Here is a 13,229-nt window from a genome sequence, read left to right on the forward strand (position 1 = left end):
AAAGCACAGCACGTAAACCCCAGTTTCTATGGGTATAACAGCAGTAAAAATGAAAAGCTGACTGCCGGGAATTCAAAAATCAATCATACCTCAGATATCGCCAAACGTGCATACGAAATATCAGAAAAAACATTTACAACACCTTCATTAAGAGTAGCGCCTATTAAAGCATCTTCCTTTATGGATGTGGAATCTTCCCAAAAAGGGACCGCTGGAAGCAAGGCTTCGGATGTGTTTGTGACTTCAGGAGCTACTACAGTTCCCTTTTTATATCCCGGATGTATTGCAGATATTCAGATGCGCAAAACTGACAGTAATGAAACCTCTTATTTCACAAAACTGATGATCACTGAAGTACATCACGAAGTAGACGCAAGAGGATATTATACGGGAACTTTTGATGCTATAGCTTCAGACACAGGTTTTATTCCACGTCCGGAATTTCAGGCTCCCAAAGCAGAGGCACAATTTGCCAAAGTGATTTCCAATACGGATCCGTTAAATCAGGGGAGAATTCAGGTTCAGTTCGATTGGCAGAATGGTTCTACCACAACAGAATTCATAAGAGTAATGACTCCTGATGGCGGAGGTAGCGAGAAAGTCAGTAAAAATAGAGGGTTTATGGCCATTCCGGAAGTGGGAGATCAGGTGGTGGTCAACTTTGCCCATCATCATCCGGACCGTCCTTTCGTAATGGGAGGAATGTTTCATGGCGGAGTTGGCGGCGGAGGCGGAGCAGGAAACAATATAAAAAGCCTGAGCAGTAAAAGCGGCCATACCATAAGCCTTAACGATGGAGGCGGAATTACCATAGTAGATAAAGATCAGAACAGTATGTTCTTAGATGGAGCCGGAAAAATCAATATCGACAGTAAAATATCTATTACACTGACTTGTGGACAAAGTTCCATATTCATGGATAAAGACGGAAATATTTCCATAAAAGGAAAAGAAATCATGGTACAGGGCGATAATATTGGTGTAGGAGGAACTGCCAGTATAGGTATTGGCGTAGGTCCTGAAAACGGAGATCCTACTTCAGGGATGGGTATCAAATCCGATACGCTTGATATAGGTACGAAAACACTTTCTATGGGAGCAGAATCAGAAGCCAACCTTAGCAGTGCGAAAATTAATATCGGAGGAGGTAGTGAAACCAATATCGTAAGTGGAACTGTAAAATTGAATTAATACTCATGAACCCGGTAGACTTAGAGCTGGTCAAATTAAACAGGCAATGGAAGCATGAAGTTTCCAGGAATGAGAACATTCCCATGTTGATCTGTCATGGGGAAAAACATGAAACTGACTTATTTGACGGGTTTATGAAATCCAGGCTATCTGAAGATTATGAAGGCGAAGATATATTCCTGATTCATTATCAGGAATTTGAAGGAGCCAATTCGTATGGTGAGACACTATGGTCAGAATGGAAGGAATTTTATGATATGCTAGAAAAAAGCGAAAAAGATATCCCGGAATGGGAAATCGGATTTTCCGGGGATCAATTAAAAACAGATGCATACAAAGCCTTTTATCCATTGTTGGAGCTTAAAAAGAAATTTCCTCACCTCAAAAATTCCAAAATATACCTTTATATCGCACCAGTGAGGATCAGTAATATAAAAGAATTATCACGCTGGGTAAAAGAATGGTGCACCTTATGTGAACAATCCGGGAATAAAGAGGTGAAACTGGTATGGACAGAGCATCATGCCTATAAAACATTACCGGACAATTCATTGGCCCATAGCTTTAGGGTTGAGGTAGATATCCATCAATTGATGCAAAATACGGCTGCACATACCAACAGAAAAAAGAACAGTGCAGATACAGATTTTCAACAGCAGATCCTTATTGCCAGCAATCATTTAAGCAAAGCAAGATATAGAGAAGCAGAGCTTTCCCTTAAAATGGCAGTAAAGCTGGCCCAGGAACAAAAAAATAAGCAGGGTGAAGTATCCGCTCTTTTCATGCTTACTCAAACTTACATAGCAGACAGAAAAAAAGAAAAAGCAGAAGACACTTTTCAGATCATATTTAAAACAGTAGAACCCAATTCCCCTCTGGAAATCCAGATGTATATGAATTACGGAAGCTATTTGTTGGGAAATTCCAAAAAAAGCAAAGCCGAGAAGGCATTTGAAAAAGCAGCAGAAGTAGCTCAGGCAACCGGAGAATATGCGATGGTCATAGAATGTTACAGGATCATAGGAACGATTAACGACACAGTTTTAACCAAAGGTAAAATGCTCCAGTATTTTGAAAAGTGTCTCGAGATGGCAAAATTAATGGAACCTTCATCGCGGGAACAAAGCAGCCTCAGGTTTGTAGCTTCCTTATTGATGATCAAATATGAAGGAGATAAAGAGAAAAAGAAAGCATTAGACAATGAAATGAAAAATTATTTTGGTGATGATTGGACGGTGAGCGTAGAAAGGCCCAAAATAGCCTAAACCCAAATCAAAACAATATCATGGCAGATTCAAATAAAACCAATATAAAAAAGATAAAAGTGGGAAAACCGGATATGAATCCGGACCGCTCGTTAAGTGTTTCTGCAGACGTTACTTCCGTAAGTTGGGAAAAAACAACGCAGGGATGGAAGAACGGTATGAAAAATAACTTTGATTCCCTGAACCCTGTTTCCATGGCGAAATCTGTGGCAGGAGGTGATAACGGCCAATCACAATCAGGTAGCGGTGGAAGCGGGGGAGCTTCTGTAACAGCAGAAAGCGCTGCACCGGAAAGCAAAATTAAACTTATCAAAGTCAATACTCCGGCCATTACGTCAACAGCCATTCAGCATACCAGTAAACATTTCGATATTGTATTGGCTATTGATATCCACTGGACACTTATTCCGCCGCCACCATCATTCATGCTGATCCCATTGCCGTTACCACATCCTTTTATAGGAATTGTATTCGACATTATGGATTACATCAAATTCAGCATCCCGATTCCTGAATTTATCAGAAAAATGAAACCCGACCTTCCGGAAAGTATTCCGATGGGAGGTTCTATATATGTACATGGAAGGCATAAAGCTACCACAACAACCAGTGTAATGGGAGTACTGATACCTTTCAAACACATCACTTCTTTGATTCCCGTTTATATGATTCCTTTTCCGCAGGAAGCACCTCACGAAGGAGAAGTCTATTATGGAGCTCAGACCGTTTTGGGACAAGGAAGTAAAATGAGTGGAAATCAGCCACAACAGGTACTTACCTGTATGGGGCTTCCGTTTGGAATGACCATGCTTCCGGCAATGCCTAATAAACCGAAGAAAAATCCACTGGCTTACTTTGCATTTTATAATAATTTTTCAAGTTTTTATATTCAGATTAATACCGGAGGGCCTGTTTTGGTAGGTGGACCATTCGTTCCTCACGTCTATACTCCGGGAGAAATGCTGATGCGTTTTGCCGGAATGGCATTAATGAGAAGCCTTACCAAAAGTTTAGGAAAAGGAATTACCAAGTTTAATCATATCTTACAGGGAAAATTCGGAAAAACCAATCCTATTTCAAGAGCTTTATGTAAAGTAGGCTTAGAACCGGTAAATTTTGCTTCCGGAGCCATGTTGTTTGAATGGGATGATTTTGAAATTGAAGGCGGAACGTCTTTAAAATGGACAAATATCTGGTTTAGTGATCGTCCGTATAAACATGGAATGTTAGGAAATAATACTTTTAACTCCCATGATCTTTATATTGTTCCTGATGAAGAAGATAAAGTTGCAGCATGGATTCATCCTGAAGAACTTCAGCCGATGCCAATTCCCATTCCGGAAGTTGGAGAAGAATTAACCTACTACAGAAGTCAGAAAATCTGGCAGTATCGCCCAAGTAGCTCTATTTGGATCATTCGGAAAGGAACAGACATTTATACCTATAAACGCTTTCATCACAGTACAGAAGGCGAAATCTTCAAAGTAATTCATATTGAATATGAAGACGGAACCATAAGGGAATATGATTACCAGGACAGAAGCATTGTTTTAAAAAGTATCAGAGATGCTAAAAGTGGTTTTAGCATAGAAATGACTATGCATCCGGAGCTTAAGAAAATTTCAGAAGTTTTTTACTGCTATAAAAATAAAAGAGACCTTCAGGTTCGCTATGAGTACGATGAACAGGGTAATCTTACTCATGTGTGGGATATTCATAAAAAAGCCATCATATTTGAATATGACGGTCACAATCGGGTGATCAGACGTACCAACAGAAATGGAATGGTTTATACCTGGGAATATGATAAAAAAGACAGAGTAGTTCATACAAAGGGGATGGACGGGTACATGGAAGGAATTTTAAGCTATAATGAAGAAGAAGGTTATACAGAAGTTATGTATCCAAAGCAAAACCATAAGACCGAACGCTATTATTATGATGAAGATTATCTGGTTTACAAAGAAGTAGATGGTGAAGGAGGTGAAACCTGGTATGATTACACTTCCCACAACGAATTAAAAATGATTGGAACTCCGGAAGGAAAAGTACAGGGATACACCTATGATGAAATGGGAAATATTGCAACTTTTCACAGTCCGGACGGAGAAGCATATCAATATCAATATAACGAGTTCGGACAGATTATTGCCCGTTTTACCCCTTCCGGAACCTCAGAAACCTGGAATTATGATGAAGAAGGAAGGCTCAGAAGTTACACCGATCCAACGGGTGAAAGTGTTTATTATGAGTATTTCAAAGATGAAAAATTACCTGAAAAAAGCATAAAACAGGAGATTGAAACCCATTTCGAATATAATGACAGAGGCCAGTTGACCAGGTTAACCAATAATATAGGAGGAGAACAATACTGGAAGTATGATGATTATGGCAGATTGTTGATCTTCAGCCCTAAACCATTTAAAAGAACAGTTTGGAACAGAGATAAAATGGGAAGAGTGGTTGAGGTGAATGAAAATGGGCAGTTACCGTTAAAACTCCGTTATGATGCCTATGATCTCCCTGTTTACGCTACGGATGGACAGGCAGAATGGTTAATGAGCTATACTCCAATGGGGAGCCTGAGACGTCAGGTCCGTAGAAACGCACTAACATATAAAAAAGAAGAAACGCTCCAATTCGGCTATGATGCGTATGAAAACTTAATGAGTATTACTAATGAAAAAGGAGAGATCTACCGTTTTGAAAGAGATAATAACGATGAAGTTATCGGTGAAACAGGCTTCGACGGACAGAAAAAAATCTTTGTCAGAGATAAGGATGGATTAGTCACTCAAAGCCGTACTTCTCGCGGGAAAAGTATTTTTTACGAATATGATCTCGGAGGAAGATTAACGCAAACCCATTACCCCGATGGAACCTGGGAAGCTTATCAATATGATACTTCCGGAATGTTGATTAAAGCTGATAATGAAAACAGCAGCGTGACATTCCAAAGAAATGCATTGGGATTGGTAACCAGCGAAAAACAAGGAGAACATTCTATTCATTATGAATACGACAGTCAGGGAAATCTGATAGGCTTAAAAAGCAGCCTTGGAGCAGATGTGGAATATTCATACAATGATCTTGGCCAACTTAAAAATGTAAGTGCCACAACAAAAGATATTCATCAGCCTTGGCAAATGGACCTGAATGTCAGCCGGAACGGACAGCTTTTTTCCCGGGAAATGACCGGTGGTATCGAAAGTATTTTTGAATTCGATCATATCGGGATGCCCATTAGCCAGAAAGTGATGGTAAATAAGACCAAAACAGCTTTCCACAAAGATTATTATTGGGCAGCCGGAAGCCGGCTGTTGCAGATTTTAGACAGAGTGACCGGCGGAAGGACCAGATTTGATTATGATGCATTCGGAAGCCTTGTTGCCGCTGAATATTCAAATGGAGAAATCCAGTATAAAAATCCGGATGAAACAGGCTGCTTATACGAAAGTGCAAGACAGACAGATCGTGTCTACGACAAAGGCGGAAAACTGATGCGGGATAAAAACTGGTTTTATCACTATGATGGAGAAGGGAATTTATTGTTAAAAAGCAAACGCCCGGTTAATAATATAAAATCCGACAGGAAAGAAAAAGAAAAAGATACCCATCCTTATTACAAATCTATTGCGGCAGACTGGTTAAAAGAAACAGAATTACCCGATGGAAATATTCTTTCAAATGTCAATGAAAATACTCCGGAGGAAGTGCAAAAACCTGAATGGCAATCCGGTGATTGGGGATATTCATGGAACGCCAATGGAATGTTGGCAAAAGTGAAGAGACCGGACGGAAAAGAAGTGGGTTTTGAATATGATGCACTGGGAAGAAGAATTTCGAAAATTGCAAACCAGAAAATAACACGCTATATTTGGGATGATGATGTATTGCTTCATGAATGGACTTATGATATTGGCGATATTCCATTAACTGAGATCAACGAAGACGGCAGACTTCAGCATCATCCGGAGCCAAATGAAAATGTTGTTACCTGGATTTATGACGGAAGCAGCTATGCTCCTGTGGCAAAACTGGTAAATGAGGAGAAGTTTGCCATAATAAGCGACTATTTAGGAACTCCGATTCAGGCTTTTGATGAAGACGGAAATCTGGTCTGGAAAAGAGAGCTGAATATTTATGGAAATGCAAAAGAAGAAAAAGGAAATCATAACTTCATACCTTTTCAGTATCAGGGACAATATTATGATCAGGAAACGGATTTATGTTATAACAGATTCAGATATTATGATCCTGATGCCGGAGTTTATATAAGTAAAGACCCGATTGGTTTACTGGGAGGATTTGGATTATATAATTATGTAAAAGACTCCAATGTATTGCTGGATGTTTTAGGTTTAATGCCTAATAATACGCCTATCGGAGATCTTGCTGAAGGAGATTTTGTTGCAAATTTGAAAAAAGGAGGCTGGAAGGTATATGCCGAAATAAAAAACGCCTCTCAAAACGGTATTGACGTCGTTGCTCAGCATCCCTTAACCAAAAAGGTGTATGTATATGAAGTGAAAGCCAATTCTTCAAGATTAAGCCCTCTGCAGAAAGGAGACGATTATATTCAGAATATTTTGGATGAGGTAAGAAATAAAGGAACTTTAAGAGGTCAAAAAGTAGATGCTTCAATGGTGAGAACAGCTAATACCATCGACAGAGATATCAGAGCGCATGGTTTAAGAAGCAGGGAAATTAGATATAAAGTAGATAAGCGAACCAACAGAGCTCAAATGAGAAAAATGAAAAACTGGAATCAGAAGTATAAATAAAAATGGAGCATAAAAAAATAATAAGCGAGTTTAAAAAACAGATCAGTAAAACAAAAAAAGAAGATGTCAGCGAAGCAGAAATCAATCAATACTATGACCTGATCAAACAAAGTATTCAGGATGATATTAAAGACGGCTTCAAAGAAACTATTGCCAGAAACCTTACATTAGGAATTGGAATACATGCGGGAGAACATCCAAAACATCTTATTTTAAATGATCAAAAAGAAGGTTGGAAATACATCACTCGTTATTTGTTGTGGCAGGAACATATTTTACAAAAGCTTTTTAATTATAAAGAAGTTACCTCAAGATCGGTTGGATGTATAATCGGATTGTCTTTTCTTTGGGAAATGGATGATCTGGCAAAACTTGCAAGAGACTATTTTCAATTGTTGTTTGAAGAGGAAAAAGAGAAATATAAATTCAAAGAAACCCATCATCTGTTTATGGCAATTCTTTATGATTTGAGTAAAACAAAAGAAATCAATCAGGATTTGTATTCCATCTTGCCTGAAGACAATATTTATAAAAAATTTCTAGATAACTGGTCAACAACAAATAAAGAACTGCTAAAAGAATTGCTCTTTGAAATGTGTGATTTTCATATTTACAGTTCATTAGACTTAAAAGATAAATTCTCTGAGATACTTTCCCTGAATTATATTCCCTATGAAATCAGGATGATCGAAAAAATCAGAAAAGAACAGGGATTGGTGAATGCTCAGGCTGAACATCCGTTACTTGAAACACCATTAGCAGAAATTCCCGATAGCAAATACGAATGGGATTTGTCCAAAGACGAAGTATATCAGTTTTTAATAAGAAGAGAACAATAGATTTGAAATAATTTTTAATATATATAAGAGTAGATCATACTCTGAAAACATCATATATTGTGAAATTGAGTTGATTTGTGTGATGGCATTTTATAACTTTAATAATGATCAATATGAAAAAAATATTCTCTGAACTAAAAGGTTTTGTCATTTATAATCCCGAGCTTCTATCAAAATACCTTCAGGAAAATAATTTGCAGGGTAATGATATTCTACAGTATTTTGTGGAAACCGAACACGGAGACGTCATTACAGCATCCGGAATAGCAATCCCGATAGTAGGGGTGATAGAAGATTATTATGCATTCAATCTTTCCGTCAATAAAGAGAGTGTTTTAAACGATGATGAAGCCACAGTACTATCGGAAGGTTGGGTGTTTCAAAGTACATGCAATCAGTTAAAAGTGGTCGGAATCGGTTATTTGAAAGACATATCGCTTATTAATGACGATAATTGTACAACCCTTACACTGGATAATGGATGGTACTCCATGAATATACTTACGGGATTCAAAGACGGACAAAGGTTATTCGACTTAAATATGCAGCAAAAAGACCATCAACCCGAATTTTATGGTGATGTTACTACGGAGTATTATTATCATTAAATTAAAAGTCAAAAAAATAAATAAACAATCAGTTTATAGATGATTTCGATATCAGTTTGCATCCTGAAGGAGAAATGTTTTTAATCTTTTAAATAAAGGTAACTATATAGAACTTTACACAAATTAACATAATAAAAAGTTTTAAAAATTACGGATTCCCGTAAGGAGAGACCATAATATTATTTGTAATGTTGTAACTCACAATTAATATTAACATATTAAAAAATTACAAATGAAAAAATTATTATTAGTTGCAACTATTGGAGTTGCTGGTCTTTTGAGTGCTAAAAATTTAGAAGTTAAACTAAATTCTATTCATGTTTCAAAAGTTAGTGTTATAAAAATCGAAAAAAGCTCAAAAGCTTTCGGAGAATTACAATGGCATTATCTTTACCAATCAACTTGTGGCTGGACTTTTAATATGACTTCTGATATTGGAATACAAAACATGACCGATGAACAATATGAGGATTATATGGATGAAGTGGTTGCTATGAATAACCAAATTTGCAAACTTCATGGAGAAAAGCCAGTTACTAATTTTACATTTATCGAAATGAACACTTCTGAAATAAAAGAAAGAGGTTAAAAATTTGATGATTATCAACGATTTAATTCCATTAGTTTTTTTACTAATGGAATTTTTAAATAATATGTAAATTAGCTCAATGAAAAAAATTTTAACTCTTATCTCTGTTATTTTATACACGATGTTGTTTTCTCAAAAACAGAATGATATATCTGATCTGAAAGTACGTTACTACATGATTATGGTATCTGATTCTACTTTATTGAGAAATGAAAATGAAGCGTCTTTGTTCAGTTATTCATTACTATGTAATACTGATAAATCTATTTATGCAGATGAAACCGCAAAGGCTTTTTATAATTATCTACGTAATAATAGAGGAAATTATGGTCAACTACCCATAAGTAGCTATCCGAAATCTAAGAGTAGCGCCTATAAAGATGGGGATAAATTAACTGTTACGCTTCCGATAGGTAGGAAAGATTTATATAGATATGAAGAGCCTCTATTAAAATGGGAACTTATAAAAGATAAACAAAAAACTATACTCACGTATTCATGTAATCTAGCTAAAACTACATCTGATACAGGAAAGGTTTATTATGCATGGTATGCTCCATCAATACCTATACCTGAAGGGCCATTTAGATTTAAAGGATTGAATGGATTGATTTTAGAAGTTTATAACGAGGAAAAAACAATAAAGATTAACGCTGTTGAAATTACAAAAGTAAATGAATTAATTGAACCTCTTAAATATGCCTCTGTATATGATGTAAAGAAATCTCAATTCTTGAAAAAAAGGAAAGAATTTGTCCAAGATCCTAATGCAAATAATTACGAATCCAAATATAAGGCAACAGGACCTGATGGAAAGGAAATTAAAATTGAGAAGCAAGAATCAATTAAAGTAAAAGAAATTAATCTTTTAGATTAAGAATAAATAAATCCCCTTCTTTCGTTGGGGATTTATTTATTCGTTGTCTTCATTGGGAAGTTCAGGTAAATATATAATAAGCTTCCGCTCAGGAAGCCTTTTTATTAAATAGGAAATTCTCTTTCTAAAATATAGAGCCAAAATTTCCTATTTTCTTATATTTGTTCATTATCAGAAAATATGGACGCAACACAAGATAAAAGGCTGTTTCTCATCGATGCTTATGCGATGATTTTCAGAGGATATTACGCATTGATCAGGAATCCGAGATTAACCAGCAAAGGATTAGACACTTCAGCTATTTTTGGTTTTACCAACTCCTTGATCGAATTGATCAGAAGAGAAAGGCCAACCCATTTAGCTGTGGTTTTTGATGTAGGACAAGCAAGCGTAAGAACTGAAGATTTTTCAGACTATAAAGCCAACAGAAGCGAAACCCCCGAAGCCATACAAATTGCAATCCCATATATTCACAGAATACTTGAAGCCATGCACATCCCGATTCTGGGTGTGGAAGGATATGAAGCGGATGACGTGATCGGAACGATTGCCTGCAAAGCGGAAAAAGAAGGCTACACGACTTTCATGGTGACTCCGGACAAAGATTTTGCGCAATTGGTAACCGATAAAATCAAAATCTATAAACCAGGTTTAAAAGGCGGGGACATAGAAATTCTGGGTGTAGAAGAAGTAAAAGCTAAATACGAAATCGATGACCCGAAACAGGTCATAGATTTCCTTGCTATGATGGGAGATGCGGTAGATAACATTCCGGGATTGGATGGAGTAGGCGAAAAAACGGCCATGAAATTCCTTAAAGAATTTGGCAGCATAGAAAACCTTTTGGCGAATACAGATCAATTGAAAGGAAAGCTTAAGGAAAAAGTGGAAGCCTCTGCGGAACGGGGAATTTTATCAAAAAAGTTAGCCACCATTATCTGTGATGCTCCCATAGAATTCCACCAGGAACAGTATGACCTTGAAACCCCTGATTTCGAAAAAGTAAAAGAAGTTTTTGAAGAAATAGAATTCAGAAGGTTATATGAAAACCTTTACCGTGCATTTGCTCCGTCTGAAACTGTTGTTGTAAGTCAGGTTGAAGTCACCCAGACTCCTGTTGGTACCCAGGTGAAAAGCCAAGTAACCCAGCTCGATCTCTTCGCCAATTTTGAAGAATTGGATCAGGCCACCTCCACAAAAGCTACCATTGCTGAAAATGATCATCTGTATCAGTTTGTCAATAACCCTAAAGCACAAAAGATTTTAGTTGATAATCTTTTACAGCAAAGAGTAGTATGCTTCGATACGGAAACCACTTCCCTTAACGAAATGGAAGCTGAATTGGTAGGAATGAGCTTTTCCTACAAAAAAGGACTGGCCTATTACATTCCTCTGTCGGAAGATCAGGGAGAAGTATTACAGACCTTGGAAATTTTCAGGCCGTTCTTTGAAAAGGAAGATATTCTGAAAATTGCCCATAACCTTAAATTTGACTATAAAATCCTGAAGCAATATGGAATAACGGTGAAGGGAGCAATGTTTGATACGATGATCGCCCATTACCTTTTGAATCCGGATGGAAGACACGGCATGGATTACCTTTCAGAAATGTATCTGAATTATAAGCCGGTCTCCATAGAAACTATTATTGGAAAAAAAGGAAAAAATCAAGGCAATTTCAGAGATGCGGATTTAAGAACTCAGACCGATTATGCTGCGGAAGATGCAGACGTAACCTTCCAACTGTACGAATTGTTTGCACCGCAACTTAAAAAAGAAGGACTAGAAGATTTATTCTTTAAAATAGAAATGCCATTGATGGAAGTTCTGGCGAAAATGGAATTAGCAGGAATTTCTCTTGATGAAAAATGGCTGTCTCAGGAAAGTTTAGATTTGGAAAGTGATTTAAAACAATTAGAATCCAAAATCTTTGAACTTTCAGGAGAAGAATTCAATATGAATTCACCAAGACAGCTTGGAGAGGTTTTATTTGAAAAACTACAGCTTGATCCAAAAGCTAAGAAGACCAAAACAGGGCAATATGCCACTTCGGAAGATGTACTGCAGAAGCTGGCTTCAAAACATGAAATCATCCAGCATATCCTTGAATACAGAACCTATCAGAAACTGAAATCAACCTATGTGGATGCATTGCCATCACAGATTGATAAAGATGATAACCGAGTTCATACCAACTTCTCACAAACTACGGCTGCAACAGGACGTTTGGCAAGTGTAAACCCGAATTTACAGAATATCCCGATCAGAACGCTGAGAGGACAGCAAATCCGTGGAGCTTTTGTTTCCGGAGAAGGGAAGAAGATCATTTCTGCCGATTATTCACAGATCGAGCTTCGTCTGATTGCTGAAATTTCCGGCGAGGAAAATATGATCAAAGCCTTCCAGGATGGAGAAGATATTCACGCTTCTACTGCTGCGAAATTATTTAAAATTCCATTGGATGAGGTATCTAAAACCCAGAGAAGCCAGGCAAAAACCGTAAACTTCGGGATTATTTATGGTCAGGGAGCCTTCGGATTGGCGGAACAGACCGGGCTTTCCAGAACGGAAGCCAAACAAATGATCGACGCCTATTTTGCTACTTATCCCAAATTAAAGGAATACATGGCGGAACAGGTAAACAAAGCCCGTGAATTAGGTTATGTAGAAACCCTTTTAGGAAGAAAACGCCACTTAAAAGATATCAATTCCGGGAATTTCGTAGTAAAAGGACACGCCGAAAGAAATGCAGTGAATGCTCCGATTCAGGGGAGTGCGGCAGATATTATCAAAATTGCCATGATCAAAATCGATCATGAATTGCAATCTCAAAACCTGCAAACCAAAATGCTTCTTCAGGTACATGACGAATTGGTTTTCGAAGCACCTGTTGATGAGGTGGAAGCTGCTTCCCAATTAATTAAAACCCAAATGGAAAGCGCTGTGGAAACACAGGTTCCGTTGTTGGTTGAAGTGGGAGTGGGGAATAACTGGCTGGAAGCGCATTAGAATTAGAAGTATAGTATATATAAATAAAAAAACTTCCGTTGAAACCGGAAGTTTTTTTATTTATATA

8 protein-coding genes are annotated in these 13,229 nt (G+C 37.3%); all 8 read left to right on the forward strand.

What is annotated here, in order from left to right; genetic code table 11:
- Positions 1-1,191 (forward strand): phage baseplate assembly protein V (locus ACGHIN_RS02305; RefSeq protein ID WP_390450461.1); only part of this gene is annotated, 1,191 nt, incomplete at its 5' end.
- A 5-nt stretch (positions 1,192-1,196) separates the two neighbouring features.
- Positions 1,197-2,456, forward strand: coding sequence for a tetratricopeptide repeat protein (locus ACGHIN_RS02310; RefSeq protein WP_390450463.1), 1,260 nt, complete (start codon positions 1,197-1,199; stop codon positions 2,454-2,456).
- A gap of 20 nt (positions 2,457-2,476) precedes the next feature.
- Positions 2,477-7,240, forward strand: coding sequence for an RHS repeat-associated core domain-containing protein (locus ACGHIN_RS02315; RefSeq protein ID WP_390450465.1), 4,764 nt, complete (start codon positions 2,477-2,479; stop codon positions 7,238-7,240).
- Between the two features lie 2 nt (positions 7,241-7,242).
- On the forward strand, positions 7,243-8,079 hold the full coding sequence (locus tag ACGHIN_RS02320; protein WP_390450466.1) for a hypothetical protein: 837 nt from the start codon (positions 7,243-7,245) through the stop codon (positions 8,077-8,079).
- 113 nt (positions 8,080-8,192) lie between these two features.
- Positions 8,193-8,687: a hypothetical protein gene (locus tag ACGHIN_RS02325; RefSeq protein ID WP_390450468.1), complete on the forward strand. Its 495-nt coding sequence runs from the start codon at positions 8,193-8,195 to the stop codon at positions 8,685-8,687.
- Positions 8,688-8,919: 232 nt separating this feature from the next.
- Positions 8,920-9,276, forward strand: a complete 357-nt coding sequence (locus tag ACGHIN_RS02330; RefSeq protein WP_390450470.1) for a hypothetical protein — start codon at positions 8,920-8,922, stop codon at positions 9,274-9,276.
- A 79-nt stretch (positions 9,277-9,355) separates the two neighbouring features.
- Positions 9,356-10,153 (forward strand): GLPGLI family protein, encoded by a 798-nt coding sequence (locus ACGHIN_RS02335; protein WP_390450471.1) that lies wholly within the window; start codon positions 9,356-9,358, stop codon positions 10,151-10,153.
- Positions 10,154-10,333: 180 nt separating this feature from the next.
- Entirely contained in the window at positions 10,334-13,162 is a 2,829-nt protein-coding gene (gene polA, locus ACGHIN_RS02340) for a DNA polymerase I (RefSeq protein ID WP_390450473.1), read from the forward strand.
- The last annotated feature ends 67 nt before the right edge of the window (positions 13,163-13,229 follow it).

This window comes from Chryseobacterium barbadense (assembly GCF_042849955.1).
In the GTDB taxonomy this organism is placed as follows: domain Bacteria; phylum Bacteroidota; class Bacteroidia; order Flavobacteriales; family Weeksellaceae; genus Chryseobacterium.

What these genes read in the sequence shown, in the direction of transcription:
- ACGHIN_RS02310 (WP_390450463.1), top strand. Translation starts at nt 1,197, where the DNA reads ATGAACCCGGTAGACTTAGAGCTGGTCAAATTAAACAGGCAATGGAAG.
- ACGHIN_RS02315 (WP_390450465.1), top strand. Translation starts at nt 2,477, where the DNA reads ATGGCAGATTCAAATAAAACCAATATAAAAAAGATAAAAGTGGGAAAA.
- ACGHIN_RS02320 (WP_390450466.1), top strand. Translation starts at nt 7,243, where the DNA reads ATGGAGCATAAAAAAATAATAAGCGAGTTTAAAAAACAGATCAGTAAA.
- ACGHIN_RS02325 (WP_390450468.1), top strand. Translation starts at nt 8,193, where the DNA reads ATGAAAAAAATATTCTCTGAACTAAAAGGTTTTGTCATTTATAATCCC.
- ACGHIN_RS02330 (WP_390450470.1), top strand. Translation starts at nt 8,920, where the DNA reads ATGAAAAAATTATTATTAGTTGCAACTATTGGAGTTGCTGGTCTTTTG.
- ACGHIN_RS02335 (WP_390450471.1), top strand. Translation starts at nt 9,356, where the DNA reads ATGAAAAAAATTTTAACTCTTATCTCTGTTATTTTATACACGATGTTG.
- polA (WP_390450473.1), top strand. Translation starts at nt 10,334, where the DNA reads ATGGACGCAACACAAGATAAAAGGCTGTTTCTCATCGATGCTTATGCG.